The 23,555-nt window shown below is 43.9% G+C and carries 22 protein-coding genes; 12 read left to right on the plus strand and 10 right to left on the minus strand.

The window, feature by feature from the left end; genetic code table 11:
* Positions 1–5: 5 nt before the first annotated feature.
* The 3 genes from GVT53_RS05410 to GVT53_RS05420 all read right to left on the minus strand — a co-directional run bounded on the left by GVT53_RS05410 (position 6) and on the right by GVT53_RS05420 (position 2,154).
* Positions 6–800 (minus strand): hypothetical protein, encoded by a 795-nt coding sequence (locus GVT53_RS05410; protein WP_240905152.1) that lies wholly within the window; start codon positions 798–800, stop codon positions 6–8.
* A 176-nt stretch (positions 801–976) separates the two neighbouring features.
* The gene (locus tag GVT53_RS05415; RefSeq protein WP_166247793.1) at positions 977–1,285 is read right to left on the minus strand and encodes a hypothetical protein; all 309 of its coding nucleotides are present in this window, start codon (positions 1,283–1,285) and stop codon (positions 977–979) included.
* Positions 1,286–1,485: 200 nt separating this feature from the next.
* Entirely contained in the window at positions 1,486–2,154 is a 669-nt protein-coding gene (locus GVT53_RS05420; protein ID WP_166247794.1) for an NUDIX hydrolase, read from the minus strand.
* 131 nt (positions 2,155–2,285) lie between these two features.
* On the opposite strand from GVT53_RS05420, the gene GVT53_RS05425 reads away from it, so the two are divergent.
* The 12 genes from GVT53_RS05425 (at position 2,286) to GVT53_RS05480 (ending at position 15,718) form a co-directional block, all read left to right on the plus strand.
* Entirely contained in the window at positions 2,286–3,140 is an 855-nt protein-coding gene (locus GVT53_RS05425; protein WP_166247795.1) for an SDR family oxidoreductase, read from the plus strand.
* Between the two features lie 34 nt (positions 3,141–3,174).
* Positions 3,175–4,359, plus strand: coding sequence for a mannonate dehydratase (gene uxuA / locus GVT53_RS05430; protein WP_166247796.1), 1,185 nt, complete (start codon positions 3,175–3,177; stop codon positions 4,357–4,359).
* Positions 4,359–5,765 (plus strand): glucuronate isomerase, encoded by a 1,407-nt coding sequence (gene uxaC / locus GVT53_RS05435; RefSeq protein WP_166247797.1) that lies wholly within the window; start codon positions 4,359–4,361, stop codon positions 5,763–5,765. Before uxuA ends, uxaC begins: the two co-directional genes overlap by 1 nt.
* Before the next feature lie 15 nt (positions 5,766–5,780).
* Positions 5,781–6,827, plus strand: a complete 1,047-nt coding sequence (locus tag GVT53_RS05440) for a sugar kinase (RefSeq protein ID WP_166247798.1) — start codon at positions 5,781–5,783, stop codon at positions 6,825–6,827.
* Between the two features lie 9 nt (positions 6,828–6,836).
* Positions 6,837–7,511, plus strand: a complete 675-nt coding sequence (locus tag GVT53_RS05445; protein WP_166247799.1) for a bifunctional 4-hydroxy-2-oxoglutarate aldolase/2-dehydro-3-deoxy-phosphogluconate aldolase — start codon at positions 6,837–6,839, stop codon at positions 7,509–7,511.
* Positions 7,511–8,491 carry a TRAP transporter substrate-binding protein gene (locus GVT53_RS05450; protein WP_166247800.1) on the plus strand — a complete coding sequence of 327 codons (981 nt, stop codon included), beginning with the start codon at positions 7,511–7,513 and terminating at the stop codon, positions 8,489–8,491. The genes GVT53_RS05445 and GVT53_RS05450 overlap by 1 nt, the downstream gene beginning before the upstream one ends.
* Entirely contained in the window at positions 8,491–8,949 is a 459-nt protein-coding gene (locus GVT53_RS05455) for a TRAP transporter small permease (protein WP_166247801.1), read from the plus strand. The genes GVT53_RS05450 and GVT53_RS05455 overlap by 1 nt, the downstream gene beginning before the upstream one ends.
* 5 nt (positions 8,950–8,954) lie before the next feature.
* Positions 8,955–10,250 (plus strand): TRAP transporter large permease, encoded by a 1,296-nt coding sequence (locus tag GVT53_RS05460; RefSeq protein ID WP_166247802.1) that lies wholly within the window; start codon positions 8,955–8,957, stop codon positions 10,248–10,250.
* A 41-nt stretch (positions 10,251–10,291) separates the two neighbouring features.
* Positions 10,292–11,650, plus strand: a complete 1,359-nt coding sequence (locus tag GVT53_RS05465; RefSeq protein ID WP_166247803.1) for a 3-keto-disaccharide hydrolase — start codon at positions 10,292–10,294, stop codon at positions 11,648–11,650.
* A 10-nt stretch (positions 11,651–11,660) separates the two neighbouring features.
* Positions 11,661–13,001 carry a Gfo/Idh/MocA family protein gene (locus GVT53_RS05470; protein ID WP_166247804.1) on the plus strand — a complete coding sequence of 447 codons (1,341 nt, stop codon included), beginning with the start codon at positions 11,661–11,663 and terminating at the stop codon, positions 12,999–13,001.
* A 6-nt stretch (positions 13,002–13,007) separates the two neighbouring features.
* Complete coding sequence (locus GVT53_RS05475; protein WP_166247805.1) at positions 13,008–14,174, plus strand: Gfo/Idh/MocA family protein; 1,167 nt, start codon at positions 13,008–13,010, stop codon at positions 14,172–14,174.
* Positions 14,175–14,398: 224 nt separating this feature from the next.
* Positions 14,399–15,718 carry a hypothetical protein gene (locus tag GVT53_RS05480; RefSeq protein WP_166247806.1) on the plus strand — a complete coding sequence of 440 codons (1,320 nt, stop codon included), beginning with the start codon at positions 14,399–14,401 and terminating at the stop codon, positions 15,716–15,718.
* Positions 15,719–15,854: 136 nt separating this feature from the next.
* Here GVT53_RS05480 and GVT53_RS05485 read toward each other — a convergent pair whose 3' ends face one another.
* From GVT53_RS05485 to GVT53_RS05515, 7 genes are all read right to left on the minus strand, one after another.
* Entirely contained in the window at positions 15,855–16,451 is a 597-nt protein-coding gene (locus tag GVT53_RS05485) for a Crp/Fnr family transcriptional regulator (RefSeq protein WP_166247807.1), read from the minus strand.
* A gap of 187 nt (positions 16,452–16,638) precedes the next feature.
* Positions 16,639–17,346, minus strand: coding sequence for a glycoside hydrolase family 3 C-terminal domain-containing protein (locus tag GVT53_RS05490; protein ID WP_240905153.1), 708 nt, complete (start codon positions 17,344–17,346; stop codon positions 16,639–16,641).
* A 44-nt stretch (positions 17,347–17,390) separates the two neighbouring features.
* The gene (locus GVT53_RS05495; RefSeq protein ID WP_166247808.1) at positions 17,391–18,896 is read right to left on the minus strand and encodes a DUF1593 domain-containing protein; all 1,506 of its coding nucleotides are present in this window, start codon (positions 18,894–18,896) and stop codon (positions 17,391–17,393) included.
* A 24-nt stretch (positions 18,897–18,920) separates the two neighbouring features.
* Positions 18,921–20,288: a Gfo/Idh/MocA family protein gene (locus tag GVT53_RS05500; RefSeq protein WP_166247809.1), complete on the minus strand. Its 1,368-nt coding sequence runs from the start codon at positions 20,286–20,288 to the stop codon at positions 18,921–18,923.
* A gap of 1 nt (position 20,289) precedes the next feature.
* A complete protein-coding gene (locus GVT53_RS05505; RefSeq protein ID WP_166247810.1) occupies positions 20,290–20,883 on the minus strand; it encodes a gluconate 2-dehydrogenase subunit 3 family protein in 594 nt (197 codons plus the stop codon).
* Positions 20,884–20,887: 4 nt separating this feature from the next.
* Complete coding sequence (locus GVT53_RS05510; RefSeq protein ID WP_166247811.1) at positions 20,888–22,594, minus strand: GMC oxidoreductase; 1,707 nt, start codon at positions 22,592–22,594, stop codon at positions 20,888–20,890.
* 70 nt (positions 22,595–22,664) lie between these two features.
* Positions 22,665–23,381, minus strand: coding sequence for an NUDIX hydrolase (locus GVT53_RS05515; protein ID WP_166247812.1), 717 nt, complete (start codon positions 23,379–23,381; stop codon positions 22,665–22,667).
* Between the last annotated feature and the right edge of the window lie 174 nt (positions 23,382–23,555).

The raw sequence follows: 23,555 nt of genomic DNA on the forward strand, positions 1-23,555 counted from the left end.
AATTGCTATTCTTTGAGCATAACGGTTCTTGTAACTTGATTGAAAGGTCCTGGAATCATATTTCCGTCAGCATCAATGAGTTCCAACGTAATGGTTACTTCTCCTTTGGGAAGTCCTTTTATGATGTGTGGGGCCCATTCCGCAATCAAAAATTCCGTACCATTGATGGTCGCCTTCACCTTATTGCCACTTTCTGAAAGTTTCGTGTTGAGCACAAAAAAGTCCAAAAGTAGATTTTCCGTGTCCTTCCCGGAATACTCACCTTTAGGTCGGCTGTAGATCAAGGTCGGGGCATCCATATCCAATCCCAGACTGTCCTCGGGATTTGTGCCGACTTCAAGTTTTTTTACCACTACGGAGTTATCATTCTTGACCGACTCGTGGTAGGAACGGCTTAAGAATGCCACCAAATGATGAACCCCATCAGGAATTTCTTTTGCGAAGCTTGGTTCGTAATGGGCCGAATAAGGTTGATTGTCCAAGATGAAATGGATGTGCTGCCCTTTGCCGGAATTGGCGAGCATTTCTGCGTTAGGACCTTCGGTCTGGGCACCCAGTTCATAATTGTTCACCGTAAACGAAAAATTGACCTCTCCACCGTTCGCGATTTTGGTGTTTGTGGGTTCATCCAATTGAAGAACAGCATCCGCATATTCGGGTGATCCTTCCAATTTTTCAAGAGTGATGGTCGGTTGCTCTGTCTCTAGGGATGTTTCCATCTTGCTGTCTTCAGCAGTTTCATCGGCAGCATCTTTTTTCTGTTGTTTGCACGATGTGGTAATGGCAACCAAAAAAAGCATGATTGTAACAAAATTTGATTTAAACATTTTCATTTTTCTTGTTTTTAGAATTTATAAATGGATTATGGGTAATTATTATAAAGGTTCTCCAAATTCCAGATGGACAGGGAACCATTATTCGAAATGGTAATATTTCCAAGTTGTGTTATACTATTGTCGTTTTACTCAGATAAAAATCAACTGGGGCTGTAGGGAGGTGGTCTGGAAAAAAGTATGACGGGCTTGTTCGCATTTGAATATCTAGAAGCGTAAAAAACATTTTGTTGCTTGGTGGTAATGGGCGTTTCAGGTTCTTGGAGGGTGATAAATGGGGGTGTAATCTGTCCTTCTGATTGTTGCCCAACAAAACTCAGAAGACAGAGCTCACAGTGATTGGATGAATCTTCTGAAGGGTCATGGTCATCATAAACATGAAATGCAGAAATCTTGATCAGGAGCAATCCGATTAAAAAAACACTGAAAAGACGGCCAAGGATACCTTTCATAGAATAACAAACTTAAGAAATTTTACATTTGACCGGTCTATGCCGTTGAATAATGTAAAGCATAATTAAGTTTACTTCCCAATTTGTATTCTAAATGATTCTGGGTATATCGAAAGTAAAGCTAATAGCTGCCTTTAGGTGTTGTTTGAATCAAAATAAGGGATTTGATAATTGAATATGCGATAGTATCTCAGCGGGCATTATTTTAACTTGTACAGATAAGGGCCTCCCTTAACACCCTGCTTTTTTTCGCCAGTGTTCTCCAAAACATCCATTTGGAAAATACGTTTTCTGAAATTCCTTCTATCCAGTTCAACATTTAGAATGTCCTCATAGAGCTTTTGCAGTTCGTGTAAAGTGAATTCCTTTGGAAGAAGCTCGCCAACGATTAGCCTATGCTTTAAATTGTTCTGCACAAATAAGTACGCTTCGCTGATCAACTTTTTATGATCGTAACCAAGATTATTGGGTATGTCGTCCATATCGAACCAATCAATGCTCGTAATGTTGTCCCTTAAGGTTAAAGGATGGTTCTCCGGTTTGACCAGTGCATAGAAACAGATGGTAATGACCCTTTTTAAAGGATGTCTATCCAAAGCCGTGTAGGTCTTTACCTGTTCAAAGTGTATGTCCCTGAACCCAGTCAGGGAATAAAGGACTTTGGCGGCACAATCTTCAATAGTTTCATGCTCTTCCATGACCCCTCCGGGAACGTGCCATTGGTTTTTAAAATGTCCCAACGACCTTTTTATAAGAAGGATTTTCAGTTTACCATCAACATATCCGAAAACCGTTATGTCAGCTGTCACCGAACATTCAAAGGAATCCGATTTTACTTGAATGTCCTGTAATTTTTCTTGAGTATTCATTTTTTTATAGGAAATATTGTCTTTTTCTCCGAATGGGTGTTTAAATTTTATATATTTGAAACTATGTTAAAAGTACACAGAATATTTTTTATGCCTCATTTAAAACTGTGTTCAAAGAAAAAACAATACCAATGGATAATCCCAAATATAAAGATTTGAAAGGCAAGGTTGTCGCAATTACAGGTGGTGGAGGTATTTTATGCAGTACACTGGCCCATGCTTTTGCCGGGCAGGGCGCAAAGGTCTGCGTGATGGATTTGAATATGGAATCCGCCCAAGCCGTTGTCGACAAGATTGATAAGTCCGGAGGTAGGGCAATTGCTCTTAAAGTAGATGTACTTGATCGAGAAAGCTTGGAAGAGGCCAAAAAGAAGATTACGGAAAAGTTTGGTCCCTGCGATATACTGATCAATGGAGCAGGAGGGAATCATCCTTTGGGAACGACCAGTAACCCCTATTTGCTCAAGGAGGATTTGGTTGAAACAGCAAAGGATTTCAAGACATTCTTTGATTTGGACATGGAAGGGATTCAATTTGTGTTCAACTTGAATTTTATCGGAACCCTTTTGCCCACACAAGTTTTTTCCAAGGAAATGGTGGGACGCACAGGCAGTAATGTTCTGAACATTTCCTCGATGAATGCCTTTACGCCACTTACCAAAATACCGGCCTATAGTGGGGCAAAAGCCGCCGTTTCCAATTTTACCCAATGGCTTGCCGTCCATTTTTCCAAAGTGGACATTAGGGTCAATGCATTGGCCCCCGGTTTTTTTCTTACCGATCAAAACAGAAGTTTATTGACCGAGCCCGAAGGAGGTCTGACCGCTAGAGGGGCTACGATTATCGATCAAACTCCCATGGGGCGTTTTGGAGAACCGGAGGATTTGGTAGGTACCTCATTATGGTTGTGCAGCGACCAGTCAAAATTTGTTACCGGGATTGTGGTTCCCATTGATGGCGGGTTCAGTGCATTTAGTGGTGTGTAAAAAAAGAAATTAAAAGCTTTAAAATTCAATAATTATGGGGTTAGAACAAACATGGCGCTGGTACGGACCAAAAGACCCTGTTTCCCTTGCTGATATTAAACAGGCCGGCGCGACCGGCATTGTAACGGCATTGCACCATATTCCAAATGGCGATGTATGGCCGATATCGGAAATAAACAAAAGAAAACAAGAAGTAGAGGACTTTGGTCTCACTTGGTCGGTGGTGGAGAGCATACCCGTGCACGAGGAGATTAAAAAAAGAACGGGAAACTATGAGACCTATATAACGAATTACAAACAGAGCATTGAGAATCTTGGTTCTTGCGGAATAGATACGGTGTGTTACAACTTTATGCCCATCTTGGACTGGACCCGAACGGATTTGTCCTATGAAATGCCCGATGGTTCCTATGCACTTCGTTTTGATGCCGTTCAATTTGCCGCCTTTGAACTCTTTATTTTAAATCGTGAAGAAGCCTTTGACCATTACTCCAAGGAAACCATTGAAATGGCCAAAACAGCATTCGAATTGATGGACGACGATGCAAAGAACCGTTTGGTGCAAAACATCATTGCCGGTCTTCCTGGAGCTGAGGAAGGATATACTGTGGAGCAATTTCAACGGGCTTTGGACATGTATAGGGATATTGGAGAAGAGGAACTTAGAAACAACCTGTACAGCTTTATCAAGGAGATTGGCCCGATTGCGGAAAAATCCGGGGTGTTTTTAGCCATACATCCCGATGATCCCCCATATCCTATCTTGGGCCTCCCAAGAGTGGTGAGTACGGAAGAAGATGCCAACAAACTGCTTGCGGCCTACGACAGCCCTCACAATGGACTGTGTTTTTGCACGGGGTCTTATGGCGTCAGGGAGGACAATGAGCTTGTGGGCATGGCCCGTCGTTTATCAAAAAAAATCAATTTTATACATCTAAGAAGCACGAAAAGAGATGCGCTCGGCAATTTTTATGAAGCGGACCATCTGGATGGGGATGTGGATATGTACGGGGTAATGTACGAATTGCTCAAAGAACAGCTTGGGCGCAAGGAAAAAAACGCAAAGAACCAACGTATGCCCATGCGGCCCGACCATGGACACCAAATGTTGGACGATATCCAAAAGAAAACGAATCCGGGATACTCCGCTATAGGGCGCCTTCGTGGCCTTGCGGAATTAAGGGGACTCATGTACGGCATCGAAAAATCTCTGCTATAATGACATTCATAAAAGAGAACTTTTTATTGGAGACGCCACAAGCAGAGGAGCTGTACCACGGCTATGCCAAGGAAATGCCTATAATTGATTACCATAACCACTTGTCGCCCGAGCATGTTGATAATAATCACCAGTTTAAAAATCTCGCGGAGGCCTGGTTGACGGATGATCATTATAAATGGAGGGCAATGCGGGCTTGTGGTATTGATGAAGGTTACATTACCGGTGATGCACCCGATAGGGAAAAGTTTCAAAAATGGGCCGAGACAGTTCCTTACACCCTAAGAAACCCATTATATCATTGGACACATTTGGAACTAAAACGTTACTTTGGAATCGATGATCTGCTTAGCGGAAAAAACGCGGGACGTATTTATGAGGATACCAAAGAACAACTGCAAGAGAAGAGCCATAGTGCATTGGGACTGTTGCAACAGTGCAACGTAGAGGTCATCTGCACCACTGATGACCCGGTTGATAATTTGGAACACCATCGTAGCACAGCGAAAAAGAATACTTCATTAAAGATGCTGCCGACCTTCAGGCCCGATAAGGCATATGCCATAGAGGACAATAGTGCCTACAGGGCATATTTGGAAAGATTGGGGGAGGCATCCAGAATCCGAATAGCTACTTATCAGGATTTGATAGAGGCTCTTAAGAAGAGAATGATATTTTTCCATGAACAAGGTTGCCGCCTTTCCGACCATGGTCTGGAACAACTGTATCATTTTGAGATGAACAGCTATGATGTTGAGGCCATCTTTGGTAAGCTATTGAACGGCCTTCCCTTGGAAAGAGAAGAGAAACAATACTTTACCTTTGAGACTTTGATCCATCTTTGCCGAGAATACCATAAATTGGGATGGGTACAGCAATTTCATTTGGGAGCGTTGCGAAACACCAACAAAAGAAAATTCGACCAGTTAGGACCTGATGCCGGTTTTGATTCGATAGGTGACTTTCCGCAGGCCATCAATCTGGCCAAATTTTTAGATGCCCTTGAAAATACGGGACAGCTCAGCAAGACAATCCTTTATAACCTCAACCCCGCCCTTAATGAGGTTTTTGCCGCAATGGTGGGAAATTTTAATGATGGCAGTGTACGGGGGAAGATGCAAATGGGTTCCGGATGGTGGTACAACGATCAACTGGATGGTATGGAAAAACAGTTGAATGCAGTGTCAAATATGGGCTTGCTCAGTTGTTTTGTGGGGATGCTCACCGATTCCCGAAGCTTTTTATCCTTTCCCAGACACGAATACTTTAGGAGATTGTTGTGCAATATATTGGGGAATGACATAAAAAAAGGGCTTGTACCCAATGATATCGAATACATAGGCGGATTGGTCCAAGACATTTCTTATAGAAATGCCAAAGCCTATTTTAATTTAGGAGATAACTAAAACAAAAGTAACAGGATGAAAAAAGTAGTAACCTTCGGGGAAATAATGCTTCGCTTGGCCCCACCGGGATTTTTGAGGTTCTCGCAGGCCAATAGTTTTGATGTGGTCTATGGCGGAGGGGAGTCCAATGTCGCAGTTTCCTTGGCAAACTATGGCGTGCCAGTGGATTTTGTGACCCGATTGCCAAAAAATGATATTGGGGAATGTGCCCTGATGGAGATGCGAAAGCGAGGTGTAGGTACCGATAACATTGTTTATGGAGGAGACCGCTTGGGTATTTATTTTTTGGAAACAGGTGCGGTCAGCAGGGGCAGCAAGGTGGTCTACGATAGGGCACATTCTGCCATGGCGGAGATAGAGCCTGGTATGGTAGATTGGAACAGTGTGTTCAAGGATGTGGAATGGTTCCATTGGACAGGCATCACACCGGCGATATCGCAGGGGGCGGCAGATGCCTGTATCGAGGCCGTGAAAATCGCAAAAAAACATGGCGTTACCATATCCACGGATTTGAACTACCGGGCCAAACTTTGGAAATATTGTGACGACACCAAGCGAGAAGAGATCATGTCCGAACTGACCTCGTATTGCGATATTGTTTTGGGAAATGAGGAGGATGCGGAAAAACACTTTGGTATCAAACCCGAAGGGCTGGACATTACCACGCAAGGCGAGCATGTAAAGGCGGATGCTTTTTTATCGGTCTGCCAACAGATGATGAAAAGGTTCCCCAACGCAAAAAAGGTCATTACAACATTAAGGGGGTCTTTGTCAGCTTCGCACAATACATGGGCCGGCGTGCTGTATGATGGACAAGCCATGTACCAATCAAGGGAGTATCAAATCACACACATCGTGGACCGTGTCGGGGGAGGTGACTCCTTCATGGGTGGTCTTATCTATGGATTGCTGAACTGGCCCGGCGACGACCAAAAAGCATTGGACTTTGCCGTAGCGGCATCATGTTTGAAACATACCATAAAAGGGGATGCCAATTTGGCCACCGTTGCAGAAGTGGAAAAGTTAATGGGAGGCGATGCCTCTGGAAGAGTATCACGATAAAAAAACAAAATGGCAAGATATTCAAGATTGGAAGTAGTTCGGGTAATGCAGGAAACCGGTATGGTTCCCTTGTTCTATCATTCCGACGTCGAAATAGGGAAAAAGGTGCTCAAGGCATGTTATGATGGCGGTGCCCGATTGTTGGAGTTCACTGCCCGTGGTGACTTTGCCTTCGAAGTTTTCTCGGAGCTGAACAAATATACAATGAAGGAGCTGCCCGGTATGATCATGGGAGTTGGTTCCATTACCGATGCAGCTGCAGCATCCATGTACATGCAAATGGGGGCAAGCTTTGTGGTAACCCCATCTTTAAGGGAAGATATCGCCATAGTATGCAATCGCAGAAAAGTACTTTGGTCTCCGGGCTGTGGCTCTTTGACCGAGATCAACCGGGCGGAAGAATTGGGCTGTGAACTCATCAAGCTCTTTCCCGGGTCTACTTATGGCCCAGGGTTTGTAAAGGCCATTAAAGGCCCCCAGCCGTGGACAAGTATCATGCCCACCGGAGGGGTCAGTACAGAGGAGGCAAACCTTCGGGCTTGGTTTGATGCAGGAGTAACATGTGTGGGAATGGGTTCGAAATTGATTTCCAAAGAGGTTCTGGAGCAAAAGGATTTTAAAGGATTGCAGAAAAAAGTGACGGACACCTTAAAATTGATAGAAAAAATCAGAAGAGAGAAATAATGAAGCACCTCAAAGCCACCATTTTATTATGCACTTTGTTTTTCGCCCTCGGTTGCGAAGAAACCTCGGGCATTAGAACAATTAGGTTGGCACATGGTCTGGACATTAACCATTCCGTGCACAGGGCCATGGTGAAAATGGGGGAAGACCTTGATAGTGTTTCAAAAGGAAAGCTCCGAATCGAAATCTACCCCAATCAACAATTGGGCACTGAACGTGAAATTCTGGAGTTGATTCAATTGGGCAGCCTTGATATGACCAAAGTGTCGGTTGCAACCCTGGAGAATTTTGCCCCGAAGACCAGAATATTGGGGCTGCCCTATCTTTTTGAGAGCAGGGAACACGCATTTGAGGTATTGGATGGTCCAATCGGACAATCATTATTGGACAATGCCGAACAATTTAGATTGAAAGGCTTAGGGTATTACGATGCCGGGTTTAGAAGTTTTTATACCGAAAAAGAAGCCGTAACCGCCCCAGATGACCTAAAGGGGCTCAAGATAAGGGTGATGGAGAGTATTACCGCAATGGATATGGTCAAAAGTCTCGGAGGTTCCCCGACCCCCATTTCGTGGGGAGAGCTCTACACATCCCTACAACAAGGTGTGGTGGACGGAGCGGAGAACAATCTACCTAGTTTTTATCTTTCCAAACATTATGAGGTTTGTCCGTATTATTCGCTGGACGAACATACATTTTCGCCAGATGTCTTGATCGTTGGTACCCAGTTTTGGGATGTCCTCTCAGACCAGGAAAAAGGTTGGCTCAACAAAGCAGTAAAAAAGTCGCTGCAGCATCAGCGGAAATTGTGGGCCGAATCGGAAGCCGAAGCGTTGGAAAAAATCAAGGAAGCTGGTGTAGAGGTTTCATATCCGGATAAAAAGCCATTTATCGAAATGACAAAGGAAATGTACCGGACCTACGAAGAGGACGAAGCGTTGAACAACATGATAGAACAAATCAAATCATTGGCAAATTGATGGGACTCAAAAGGACAGTGGAAAATATTTTGGCTCACTTGCTGGTATTGTTAATGAGCCTTATGGTACTTAATGTGCTTTGGCAGGTGTTCAGTAGATATGTTCTGGGTACACCAAGTGCCTTTACGGATGAGCTTGCCAGATTTCTTATGATCTGGTTGGGATTATTGGGAGCGGCATATGTGTCGGGGAAAAATGGTCATGTGGCCATAGATGTATTGGCCAAACGGGCCAATGCCAAAAATCAAAGAGTATTAAAAAGAGCAGTGTCCGGTTTTATTATCCTCTTCTGTATGGCGGCAATGGTGATAGGCGGCGGATGGTTGGTGTACACTACCTACGAACTCAAACAGCACTCCCCTGCATTGGGGTTGCCCTTGGCCTATGTATATGTCGTGATTCCCTTGAGCGGATTGATAGTGACCTATAACAAAGTCGTGGATATAATAACGGATTGAGTCTTATGGAATATATACCCTTGCTAGTTTTGATCATCAGTTTTGTGGGGCTTTTGGCCATTGGCACTCCTGTGGCCTGGAGCATAGCCATTTCATCTATGTTGACCCTACTGGTCAGTTTACCCATGCTGCCCGCATTCGCCACCATATCCCAACGAATGGCCACGGGCTTGGATAGTTTCGCCCTGTTGGCGATTCCATTTTTTATATTGTCAGGCGAACTGATGAACCACGGTGGAATTGCCCACCGTTTGATAGCTTTTGCCAAAAGCTTGGTGGGTGCATTGCCCGGAGGGCTTGCCCTGATCAATATTATATCGGCGATGTTCATGGGCGCCATTGCAGGTTCGGCCATGGCCTCTGCCTCTGCCATGGGAAGCATTCTAGGACCGGAAATGGAAAAAGAAGGCTATGATAAGGGTTTTTCGGTATCCGTCAACATTACCTCGGCCACAACAGGTTTGGTAATTCCTCCAAGCAATGTATTGATCGTGTATTCCTTGGCAAGTGGAGGTGCATCCATTGCCGCTCTTTTCTTGGCCGGTTACATCCCAGGTTTGATCACCGGCTTATTGTTGATGGTGGTCGCCATGTTCTGGGCCAAGAAGAAAGGCTACGGAAAGGGACAACGAAGCTCATTAAAACAGGTTTTTAAAACGTTTGTTGATGCCGTACCAAGCCTGTTCCTATTGGTTTTGGTCATTGGGGGCATCGTGGCCGGTGTGTTTACCGCCACCGAAGCTTCCGCCATTGCCGTGCTATACAGTATGATACTGGGCTTTGTCTATAAAGAGATAACGTTCAAAAAACTGCCCCATATCTTTTTGAATGCTTCGGCCACCACCGCTGTTGTTATGCTTTTGATAGCGGCCTCCATGAGCATGTCGTGGGCACTTTCCTTTGAGCATATACCGCAGGAAATCAGTTCAGGACTATTGTCTGTTACCGATAACAAGATTGCCCTGTTGCTCATCATAAATATAATCTTGCTGATAGTGGGTATATTTATGGACATTACCCCGGCCGTGCTCATATTTACCCCGATATTTTTGCCCATTGTCACCAAATTGGGGATAGACCCGGTGCATTTTGGCATCATTATGATCTTGAACCTTTGCATAGGACTCTGTACACCTCCGGTGGGCTCGGTACTCTTTGTAGGCGTGGGTGTGGCAAAAACATCCATCGAAAAAGTGATTAGGCCCCTGTTGCCCTTGTTTGCGGCCATGATACTGGCACTTTTTCTGATTACCTATATTCCAGAGTTGGCCTTGTGGTTGCCCGGTCTTTTTGGTCTATAAATCGAATTGTAGAATATAATTTTTAACTAATGACACATAAAATGAACAAACTAAAACTAGGCGTCTTGGCATTGCTACTGTGTTGGGCATGTGCCGACGCACCCAAAGATGATACTCCGTGGATTGAATTGTCCGATGGAACGCTTAACGGATGGAACCAAAAGGGCGGAAAAGCCAATTATGAGGTAAAAGAGGATGCCATTGTGGGGTCCACTGTCCATGATACGCCCAATTCCTTTTTGACCACGGATAAGATGTACGACGATTTTATCTTGGAGCTGGATTACAAAGTGGATTCCACCATGAATTCGGGAATCCAAATACGGAGCAATAGCTTTCCCCATTATCAAAATGGGAGGGTGCATGGCTATCAGATTGAGATAGACCCATCGGACCGGGCATGGAGTGCCGGAATCTACGATGAAGGGCGAAGAGGTTGGCTCGTAACCTTGGAAGATAATCCTGAGGCACAAAAGGCCTTCAAGCAAAACGATTGGAACCACTATCGCATCGAGGCCATCGGAGATACGATCCAAACCTGGATCAACGGGGTTCCAGCGGCACATTTGATCGATGACAAAACAGCAAGCGGCTTTATTGCGCTTCAGGTGCACAGTATTGGCAAAGATCAGAAGGCGGGAACGGAGATAGCCTGGAAAAATGTCAAAATCTTGACGGACAGTCTTTCAAAATACAGTAAAGAAATGCCCTTGGCCCCGGTTGTGACCAAAAATCAACTGACCATTGATGAGCAAAAAAATGGATGGCAAATGTTATGGGACGGCGAGACCACCGTAGGTTGGCGCGGTGCCCGATTGGATGATTTTCCAGATAAAGGTTGGGAAATCAAGGACGGTATATTGACCGTGCTGTCCTCTGGGGGGGAAGAATCCGCCGCCGGTGGGGATATTGTGACCACGGAGCTGTACGGGGACTTTGAATTGAAAGTGGATTTCAAATTAACGGAAGGTGCCAATAGTGGTATAAAATATTATGTGGACACGGATTTGAACAAGGGACCCGGCTCCTCAATTGGTTTGGAATATCAAATTTTGGACGATGAAAGGCATCCCGATGCAAAATTGGGGAATCATGAAGGTAGTCGCACCGTAGCATCTTTGTACGATCTTATTCAAGCTGATATCAATAAGCCCATCAATCCGATCGGAGAATGGAACACCGCCCATATTATCTCTAAGGACAACCATGTGGAACATTGGCTCAATGGCACAAAGGTTTTGGAGTACGAACGAAAAAGCGATGCATATCGCAAACTGGTATCCGAAAGCAAGTACGAGAAATGGCCCAACTTTGGTGAGGCCGATAAAGGTCATATATTGTTACAGGACCATGGGGACCACGTAAGTTTTAAGAACATCAAAATAAAACCAATTGACTAAATATAAATGTATGGGAGCGCGAAGAGACTTTATCAAGAAAACAACGGTCGCTGCCATTGGCATGGGACTACCGGGTAGCATCAATGCCATGACGGCCAAGAGTTATAACAATATTTTAGGGGCAAATGATAGAATCCATGTTGCTCTTCAAGGTTTGGGCAGGCGATATGGAGCCTATATTCCTTCCATAGCGGCTAAGCAAAACAATGTGCGCCTGGACTATCTATGCGATGTTCGGGGCAGCCAATTGGAAAAAGCGGCAAAATATGTATCCGAACAAATATCATATAATCCCAAGCAGGAAAAGGATATCAAAAAAATTCTTGAGGACAAGGATGTGGATGCGATTTTTATGGCAACGCCCGATCATTGGCACACACCGGGAGCCTGTATGGCCATGGAAGCCGGGAAACACGTTTATTTGGAAAAGCCCTGCAGCCATAATCCCCATGAGAATGAAATAGTGGTCGCGTTTCAAAAAAAGTACGATAAGGTGGTCCAAATGGGCAATCAGCAACGATCGTCACCACAGAGTATCGAAATCATCAACGATATCCATAAAGGAATTATTGGCAAGGCCTACAAAGCAATAGCTTTCTATACCAATGGCAGGGGAGAAGTTCCAGTACCTGTAAAGACCGCACCGCCAGAGGACTTGGATTGGGAACTGTTCCAAGGGCCCGCTCCAAGAAAAGCGTATGAGCACGATACCTGGGACTATAACTGGCATTGGTACGGTTGGGATTATGGCACCGCCGAAATGGGCAACAATGCAACCCACGAACTGGATATAGCCCGATGGGCGTTGGATGTAAAATATCCGGAATATGTGGATGTGATCGCTGGAAAAGAGCAATTTATGGATGACGGATGGGAAATGTACGACACCATGGAGGCGACCTATGCGTTTGCCGATGATAAGATAATTCAATGGGATGGGAGCAGTAGGAACGGCTATTCCAAATACGGTCGTGGTCGAGGCACCCTTATTTATGGTTCCGAGGGTTCGGTAATGGTGGACCGTGACGGATATGAACTGTACGACCTCAAGGGGCAATTGATCAAGGAAAATAAATCCGACGGCAATGAAGGAGGAACCGCTCTTGGGGGTGGAGGAGACCTGTCAACTAGGCATGCAGTGAATTTCTTTAATGCCATTAGAGGAAAAGAAGCGTTGACATCACATATCGAAGTGGGGGCCATTTCGCAAATGTTGACACACTATGCCAATATAGCCTATCGCATCGATAAAGGCTTTAATGTGGATGGAAACACGGGCAGGATATTTGATCGGGAAGGCATGGAGCTTTGGAAACGAACATATGAACCTGGGTGGGAACCAAAACTTTAAATGGATATGAAGCGAAGAGATTTTGTAGTAAAAAGTAGTTTGGCCGGTTCTGCCGCCTTGTATGCCCCAACGGTACTTGCCTACGGAACCCCCAGTGCGAACGAAACTATCAATGTGGGGGTCATTGGAACAGGAGACCGGGGCGGCGGACTCATTCCATTTATCAACCAGATTCCCAATATGCGGGTCGTTGCCTGTTGCGATATCATCCCCTTTAGACTTAGTTCGGGACTTTCAAAAGTAGAAGGAAAGGCCAAGGGCTATTCCGATTATAAAAAAATGTTGGAAGACAAGGATGTGGATGCTGTTTTGGTGGCGACCCCGTTCAGTACACACTCCAAAATCGTTGTTGATGCCCTAAAAGCGGGAAAACACGTGTATGGGGAAAAGACCATGGCAAAGGGATACGAGGGGATAGAAGAATTGGTGGCGGCGGCCGAAGCATCAAACGGTATATTTCAAGCAGGACACCAATACCATAGTTCCCGTTTGTATTCGCATGTCGTTGATGAGATCAAAAATGGTAAGATAGGCAAGATAACGGCTTTTGAGTGCCAATGGAACCGAAACGGCAATTGGCGACGCCCTGTTCCTGACCCAAAATGGGAGCGTATGATCAATTGGCGCATGTACAAGGAATTTTCAGGGGGTCTTTTGGCCGAACTTTGTTCGCATCAATTGGATTTTGCCAACTGGGTAATGGGTGCCATGCCCGAAAAGGTGATGGGCGTTGGTGGTATCGATTACTGGAAAGATGGTAGGGAAACCTATGACAATATCCATCTTATCTACAGCTATCCAGAAGGGGTACGGGCATCGTTTACCTGCCTTACCAGTAATGCCATGGGCGACTACAAGGTCAAGGTAATGGGGGACAAGGGGACCTATATTTTGGATTACGTCAAGGCTTGGTACTATCCAGAGGGTAGTTACCAGAAAGAGATCGGTGAGGTCGATGGTGTTTCGGGGGCCACCTTAAACTGGGACCAGGGCAAGGGCATACCCTTAAAGTTTGATCATGAAGATCCAAGCAAACAGGCCTTGATTGACTTCAGGGACAACATCGTGAACAATACCTTACCGGTTTCCAATGCCAAAACGGGCGCCATGGCCGCAACTTGTGTGCAAATGGGATTGGATGCTATGTATAACGATAAAATTGTGGTCAGATGATGGAATTTTGACCATTTAAAAATCAATGTGATGGATTTTTATGAGATGATTTAATACAGGTCGGCTTTGCGAAAAGTCAAGAACCTGTTTTCATTAAGATAGTATAATATATTTCGTATCTCTTTTGAAAATCAATCCAAGATTCCCTACATTCATCAAATGTATGTGCTATTCGAAACCTGTACTTGGTGCGCCCCAATTTCAAAACACTTGGATTACGGTGTATGAGCCAAATAAAGAACTATACTTCCAAGATATATGATGGCTACAAAAGTCTTGGAAAACGTTTTTTCCAAAAGTATAGCTTTCTTGTTCCTTATTTGATCAGTGCTGCATTTTCCCTTTTGATTTTCGAAATACACATGTTAAGCGACGTTGACAGTATGCTCAACGAAAAAAACGATGTCATCTCCAATGTTTTTCTTGCTTCACAGATCAATTATCATAAGGAATTTGGTCCCTTTGCAAGGAGACCGTTGACAACCTTTTTGATAGAGACTACAGCAAACCTATCCGGAATTACTTTGGGGAGAGCCTTTATTTGGGTGAATTTTTCTTTATTCTTCCTAGCAGGAACCTTGTTGTTTCGACTTTCCAGGGAATTGAACTCTGGATATTTCAAGGGACTGATCAATATCATACTCTTTTTCCTTTCTTTTTCTGTGATATTTGCATTTTTTCCTCCCGTTTTCAGCTATGATGAACCACTTCAATATTGTTTGGTATTTGCCGGCTTGACCAGCTTTTTGAAACGGCAATGGTTGGGCTACGTGTTGTGGTTTACCGCTGCGATGATAGCTCGGGAAAATACGGTGGTTTTGATCTTGGGCCTTTTGGTTTTTATGAGAGGTTCCCCGTTTTACCACAAAAACACTTCTTATTTGGGGAGACTCTATAATTTTCTATGTATAGGGATGCCCGTACTTTTATATGGAGTGTACCTGTTATTTTACATGGAGATAAACGGACTTTGGGCAAATACCTATGTCGAATTACAGGATAGGTTCCATTGTCTCAAGGAAAATTTTCGGGATACTCAGCGTTCCATAGAGACACTGGTCTCCATTTTTCTTTCATTGGGGGTGTTCACATATTTTATTTATCGCTCTCATTTACGTAACACTAGAGTGAATCACAAAAGGTTTGTACAGGCATTTTATCTGAGCTGTTCGGCGAACATAATTATTGTGCTCGTGGCCGCCTTTTCCAGAGAGGCGAGGTTATTTTCCCTTCCGCTTGTTTTTATATGGCCCATCGTTGGTCAATATTGTTACAGGGAAATTTCCTTGTTATTTTCATACAGGGCTTACCAAATCTGTTTTTCAAAAATTAAATTCTTGGCTTTTTTAGGTGTTTTAACATTGCTGAACTACCTGATTTCGTTCAAAGTATATGTGCCGACTCCACCTTCATCGGATAACTATTTCAACGAATATCTCTTCATGTCCATTTTGGTGGTCTATTTACACTATCTGCTTAAACATTTTACTGAAAAGGCTACTGTAAATCTTAGCTCCAAGAATATTGCCAATCGTGTTAAATAAGCCTATCACACTCAATAAAAAGAGTATCTGCAAAAGTAAGACTCTGCTTTGATGGCCTTTTTCAGGTAAGGTTACGGTCTTGTCCTGTTTGTTGCAACCATCCTATCCTTATTTATAAACCCTTGCAGTGGCTGGGTTACTTTTTTTCCTTCATTAATCGGGACAAAGTCTCTGGTCGTATCGCTAAATACGACGCCAAGTGCTTTCTAGGAATTCGGTCGACGATTTGAGGCTTCATTTTTTCTATAAAAAAGGTCAATCTTTTTTTGGCATTCGGAATTCTGGCCAAGTAAACCCTGTGTTCTGCCAGCACATAATACTCTTCCAATAAAATACGATTGATATGACGCATCTCGGGAAAGTTGTCCAAGCAATACTTATAATCTTCATATTCCAAATAATCACAATGTGTGATTTCCAAACTTTGAATATACTCCTCACTTTTTTGATTTCTAAAAAAGCCTGTTATTGATGTAAAAACCTCATGCTCAGAATCTATCCAAGTTGTGATTTCCGAGCCGTCGCTTATAAAATATCCGCGGACCATTCCCTTTTTGATAAAATAAAGACAATCGCAGATATCACCGGCCTTGCTGATAAGCTCATTTTTTTCGAAGGAACAGCTCTTGATTTTCTGGGCAAGATATTCTTTTAACTCTGTGCCCAAAGGGTAAATGGAATTGAGAAAATGAATGATGTAGAGGTTCTTCTCGATATTTTCTTTTGGGAGCATTCAAAAAACTGGTTTAGGTTTTCAAAAAAAGTTTGGCGATGCAAAACTAATACATTGACCCACAATTGAAATTTTGATTGGGTCAAAGCCACGGGATACACGATAAAATGTTCTTTTTGGTTCAAAATTATAAAGAAAAAGGTCCTCAACGAGTTGAGGACCTTTTGTATAAGTCACGATTCTTTGCTTATTTATATGTTTGGGTCCGTTCATCTTCAATGGTGCCGCTCCAATTAAGGCCAAAAGCAAAATCGTAGGTGTTTCCATTCGAATCGGTATAGGGTTCCATATCCCTTGGAACATCTTCAAACTGTTCTTCAACCGTCTTCATGCCTTTTGGCATTTGAAACGGCAATAGGGCAGAAGGTTCCACTTTTCCTGAAACTATGTCCATTAATGCTTGATCTTGAACTCCCATGTGTACCAAAATGGCATCTGCTGCTGGTTCGATCTCGGCAAAAACCATTGGTTTGGCCACTTTTACAAGTACAACAACGGGTTTGTCGCCCATTTTTCTTTTGGTATCCGTTACCAGTGCCATGTCGGAAATATTGATGGCCGTAGTGGTCTTGCCTTTATAAGAACGATTGGTAATTCCTTCTTCCAAAGGGCTGCCGGCCGCTAAACTTTCCTCTCGGGCATGTGTTGCCGTATATGTTCCGAACTGTAAGCTTATGGGAACATATCCGTTTCCTCCACTTTCTTTATCTGCAATATTGTAGCCCACACCGCCATTCGGGTTTTCGATTCCTACCATGGCAAAATCTGCCTCGCTAGGGTCGTCCACAACCTCAAAATATTTTGCGACCACTTCCATGTTAAATGGATGTTCGGTTCGCTCTTTTGTTGCCACACCAAACCAGTTTACGGTAGGGGCAACGTAGCGTTGCGGCACATATACCTTTTTCTTGGATTAACTATCAACCGATGTTTTCCGGTTCAATCCACAGTTATGATTACCCTTTGATACCTTGTCAAAGCCGGAAAACCGGTATCCGTACCTTCAATAATGATGTGGTATTTCTCCCCTTTTTTTGCAGTTTTTGGTATCTGCACGGTGGCATGATCTAATTTAAGGGTCGTTTCCGCGGCTCCATCTCCTGCTTCAGCATAAGGCCATGCTTTAAAATATACAGGATGTCCGTCCACATCTTCGTAGGATAAATTGAGGGAAATGGATTCCCCTGAAACGGCGTTTATGGTATTTCCCTCTGCGACCGTAATTTTTGGGGGATGATTGGCCCCGTCAAATGATTTTACGCACCAATCGGCGCGTGCGGCGAAATCGAGTTGCATGGGTTTGATCCACCGGGTCTGTGGATAGCTTTTATCCATTTCTCCGGTTTCTGGATTTAGATCGGAAGCGGCTTCCCCGTCTTCATATCGGTACGGATTTTCTGTTGATTGTACAAAACGACCGCTCCAGCCCCCTCGTGATGGGTCCTCGTAATTGTCCAGCCCCACATCTACCAAATGCAAAAATGCAGGGGAGTCCCCTTCGGATATAAAATCATATTTTGAAAAACTTCCTCTCTCTGTATGTACAATTTTGGAGATATCCCCTTCAAAATGGTTGGGATCGCCCTGTTGTTTTTGCCCATCTCCATAGGAATAGTATTTTTTGAAAAGCGGGCCATGGTCATTGATGATATTTGGGCCCATAAAACTCCCTTCCAGATAAGGCTGCTGGCCTTTGGGCACCACTCTTTTCCAAGGGTAGGCAAAGCACCAAAACTGATTGGCATTGTAAAATACACGGATTTTCGGCCAATTGGGCCCTATATAGTTTTTATAAGTGGCATCTTGGTCCATTATCGTGTAAATGATTGCCTTTTGGGATACTTTTTCTTTGATTTCCCCCCAATTCTTATGGTTTGAGTAATCTTCCTCAATAGATTTTAAGGCACGGGCAATGGTGTTGGTGCCGCCCCAAGCCTGAAGGAATATTTCGCGGGGGTCATCGTCCAGCAATTTTTGTGCGATCCATTTGGAGCCTTCGGTCCGTTTATCCATTTCACCTTCAAAATCGATGTTGCCCACCTTCACTAATCCTAAAAGTTCTTCAGCTGAAGGATAATTCTTGTCGTGCAAAAGTAGATTTGGGTGAACCTTGGCATATTCCTTCAATAGTTCTTGCATCCAAGTGGTACCGGGCCATCTTAATTCACTCCGTTCTCCGTATAGATTACGGGTCATTTCCATTTCCGAAACCATGGTGGTGCCCTTACCGTCGCCTTTCCAATGCCACATGGAACTGGAATACACAAGTCCTTCGGTTTCGAATTCGTTGGTGTACATCAAAAAACGGATAAAGGTGTCCACATCATCTATTTCACCATCAGTGGTGACTATGGTTCTTTTAGTGTTTTGTTGGGCCGGGCATATGGTGCTCAAACAAATACAAAAGAGAAGGGGGTAGAGGTTTTTCATAATATATTTTCGCATTTGCTTCACCAATTTTATTGGTGATTAGATGGATTTGTAAGGATGTTTCCATGGCCCACGGTACGCATTCTTTAACAACGCAGATGCTTCGGAATCATTTAGGATAATTTTTTCCTGTGGATTGTAGGCCAGGGGCCGTTCCAGTTTCATGGATAGGTTGGCCAAAATACAACTTGCAGTGGAAATATGTCCTTGTTCTACATCGGCTACTGGTAGGCTATCGTTTTCAATGGAGTGTATTAAATCCAACATATGGGCTCTTGTTGCTGGTGCCGTATGCAGTTCGATATCCTTTTCTTTTAAATCCTCGGGATATTTTTCCCTTTCATAGACCACTTCTTTTTTTATGCGCTCACCATCGCCATTGGGAATAAATTCATATTGGAAGACACTTCCTTTGAAGGTGCCTTTTTCACCATAAATGAAGAAGGCCCACGGGTAATCTGGGTCGGTCGGAGTGCCCCAACTACGATGCTGCCATACACAGTTCAGTTCATCAAATTCAAAAATGGCCATTTGGGTGTCCGAGGTATTGGCAATGGAGTCTTTTTGTACATAAATCCCTCCTGTGGAGCTTACTTTTTTGGGCCAGCCAAGATCAAGCATCCAGCGGACGGCGTCCAACATATGGACACACATATCGCCCACGATGCCATTACCGTACTCCATAAAGGCGCGCCAGCTTCGGTGGGGCAACCCGGTGTAGGGGCGTATCGGGGCGGGACCTGACCAAAAATCATAGTCAAAATAATCGGGAACCTGCTGTACGGGTGGGTTGGCGTTCCACCGCATATGGTAATAGCAGCACATTTCTACATGGGAGATTTTGCCCAACAGTCCTGCATCGATAATATTTTTTTTGCCTTCCACTAAATGGGGAGTGCTTCTTCGTTGTGTGCCGACCTGTACTTTTTTACCCAGTTTTTTGGCAGTTGCTAAAATAGCCTCTCCTTCCAGAACATCTAAACTTATGGGCTTTTGCAGATAGAGATGTGCCCCGGATTCCATGGCTTCAATGGCTTGTAACGCATGCCAATGGTCTGGGGAGCCAATAAGAACTATGTCCAGATCCTTTTCCGCTAGCATTTTACGATAGTCGTGGTACAAACGTGGTCTTTTCTTGGATGCTTGACGTTGGGCGACCAATTGAGCAGCCTCTTCCAAGTGTTTTTTATCCACATCGCAAAGCGATACCACTTCTACATTGGCCACTTGAATGAGCTTGAACAGATCACTTTTACCATACCAGCCACATCCGATAAGCCCGACCCTCCATTTTTTTTGGGAATAGATCAAATCCAGTCCATAGGCGCCAAATGTTGAAAGTGCCAGAGCTGCCGTGGAGCTTGCCAAAAACTTTCTTCGGTTGATATAAAAGGGTTTGGAGTCCATATCAGAGGCTCCATTTGTTGCCTACTTCGCTCAAGGATATGCAACCGTGGTATGCACCTGGAATGGGGTCGTAGCTCAATACATTTTCGCCAATTTCCTGTGAAGTGAAATAGCCCCAGAGCGCTGTTGATTTTAAGGAACGATAAAAACCTACGGGTTCTGGTTTGCCAACTGTGGTTCCCCATACGCCGCTACCAAATTGTCCTGAATTATCTTCCGCTTTTTGCAAAACTTTGATTTGTTCCGATTCGGATAGGTTTACAAAGCTGTCACCAAAATCCGAAATGCAATCAGCGTTGAATCTTTCTATTTCTTTTCTGACATTTTCCTGCGCTTCGGCATCGTACAATTTGGCATAGACCTTATCTATAAATATATCCACCTTTACATCCAATGCGCCGGGTGTTTCGGTCCGAGGCAATATCATGTCCACTATTTTGGATACAAATGCAGCCTCTTCGCTGGTTAAAAACATCGGTTGCCAATCTACCCGAGCCTCATTTTTGCACGATTGCAATAAAGAGAGCAAAGACGGCCCTGCAACCGCTATTGCGGCCATACTTCCTGTAAATTTTAAAGCTTTTCTACGGTCCATGAGGTCAAATGTTGAGTTTTTTAAGTTCTTCCACTGCGTGATTGGCAGCTCGTGCCGTGAGTGCCATGTAAGTTAATGATGGGTTTACGCATGAATTGGAGGTCATACAGGCGCCATCGGTAACGAAAACATTTTTTACCGAATGAATCTGGTTGGTACCGTTCAAAACGGAAGTTTTTGGATCGCGACCCATACGTGCGGTCCCCATTTCGTGGACGCCGTACCCGGGTTCGTGTTCGTTATCAAAACCTATGACATCTTTAACGCCTGCTTTTTCCAACATTTCCACGGCATCTTCCTGAATTTGTTTGTTTTGGGCCAGTTCGTTTTCCTTGTATTCACAATCAATGGATAGGGTGGGTTGTCCCCATTTGTCCGTAACTTCTTTGTTCAGGAAGACTTTGTTATCATGATAGGGCAAACATTCGGCAAATCCTGTAATGAAGAATTCCCATGGTCCCGGTTTCATGATGCTGTCCTTGTAATCACCACCAAATTCCTTGCGATTGGCAGCTTCACTGTTGCCCATTCGGTATCCTCCGCCTTGAAAACCAAAACCTCTTAGGAATTTATCGGTTTTGGATTCTTCGTCAATGTTCCAGTAGCGTGGAATGTAGATTCCGTTGGGCCTACGTCCACTGTAGTACTTGTCTTCATAACCATCGACTTTCCCCAAGGCTCCAACACGATAGGTGTGGTCCATAAGGTTGTGGCCCAGTTCACCACTATCGTTCCCCATTCCGTTGGGGAAACGGTTTGAAGTGGAATTCAGCAAAATTTGCGTGGTGCTCAAGGTAGAGGCATTACAGAAAATAATCTTGGCCTTGAATTCGATATCTTCATTGGTCTCGGCATCGATAATTCGAACACCTGAGGCTTTACCGGAACCTTCATCATACATAATGGATTGTACGATCGAGTAGGGTCTAAAAGTTAGATTTCCAGTGGCATTGGCCGCGGGAAGTGTTACGGCATTACTGCTAAAATATGCGCCGTAAGGGCAGCCCCGGCTGCATCGGTTTCGGTATTGGCATTGTCCCCTGCCGTTCAAAGGTTCGGTCAAATGGGCCACACGGCCAATGATCATGTGCCTTCCTGGAAAGTCCCGTTCTATGCGTTTTTTGATGTCTTTTTCTACACAGTTCAGTTCCATAGGAGGGAGGAAGTGGCTATCGGGAAGTTGCGGCAACCCGAGTGCTTCGCCACTAATGCCCGCATATTTTTCCACATAGGTGTACCAAGGTTCCAGATCCTTGTATCTGATGGGCCAATCCACTCCGTGGCCGTCTTTCGCATTGGCCTCAAAATCCATTTCGCTCCAGCGGTAGGTCTGTTTTCCCCATAATAAAGAACGACCGCCCATTTGGTGTCCACGTATCCAAAGGAATGGCTTTACTTCGGTATATGGGTTTTCCTCATCGTTGGCATAAAAATGTTCGGTATCCTGTCCTATAAAACCGGAACGGATTCCTTTATAATGTTTTTTCTTTTGTTCGGGTGTCAGTCCGCCCCTTAGTTCCAAATCCCATGGATCAAGGTTGGCAGTTGTATAATCTTGGGGATGTTCCACTACAGGGCCACGTTCCAGAACCAGGGTCTTCAAACCCTTTTCGCAAAGTTCCTTGGCGGCCCACCCACCACTTATTCCTGAGCCGATTACAATGGCATCGTAAGTATGCTTGGGGTCGGCATCAATATTAAAGTTTGGCATTTTAGGTATTTAGTTTAGATTTTAAAGGTTGCAATTATTTGGCGAATTCTCAGGACTGTTGTTCAATAATTTATAGTTTTTCAATTTTCTTTTTATCGAAACTATATAGATAAGGAGCTTTGTTAGCTGCCCCTGTGAATAATTTTTCGTGTCTTATCAAAATATCCATGCTCAATATTTTTCGTTGAAAAGTGGTCCGCCGTAATTTTTTGTCCAATATGGCCTCATAGACCTTCCGTAATTCTTTCATGGTGAACTTTTCGGGTAGTAGGTTGGTCCCGATGGGTCTTTTTCCAAGATCGTTCCTGATGGCTTCCAAAGCTTTTTGTACGATTTCTTCGTGGTCCATCATTAATGGGGGCAGATTGTTTATACTATACCAATTGATGGAATCGGAAAATTTGTTAGGTGTTGGTTTTACCAGGTTATAGTTGATCAAGGAATAATAGCCTACGGTAATGAATCGATCTAAAACCCAATGATCCTCTGGCATTTCATAACCTAGGCCCTTAGCTATTTGTTTTGAAGGTTCGGGGTCAGATCGGTTCAACTTTCCAAAAGTATGGAATTGCTCCAAGTGTATGGTTTTTAGACCGGTACGTTTCATGACCCCTTTTTTAGCGGCATCCAGCAGGTTTTCATCGCGCCTAATGTAACCGCCGGGCAGTGCGAACAAGCCGGTATTTTGATATTCAAGGACCAAAATTTTCAGCTCTTCGCCCGTAAAACCAAAGATTACGGTATCAAAGGAAACGTTGGTTAGGTATTTAGTTTCTGAAGGCAACATATTATAAACATCGCAAAATTTACATTAAAAAAATATAAATATGAAAAAAATCAAAAACTATTGTGTCAATTTGATACAATAAAGAGGTTTGGAGGAAATCAATGAAGATTAAGGTGGTAAATCTTATTTCCTAAGATTATATGCTATGCTTATATAGTGGTAAAGTCCCTAACC

The organism is Flagellimonas oceani, from assembly GCF_011068285.1.
Lineage (GTDB): Bacteria > Bacteroidota > Bacteroidia > Flavobacteriales > Flavobacteriaceae > Flagellimonas > Flagellimonas oceani.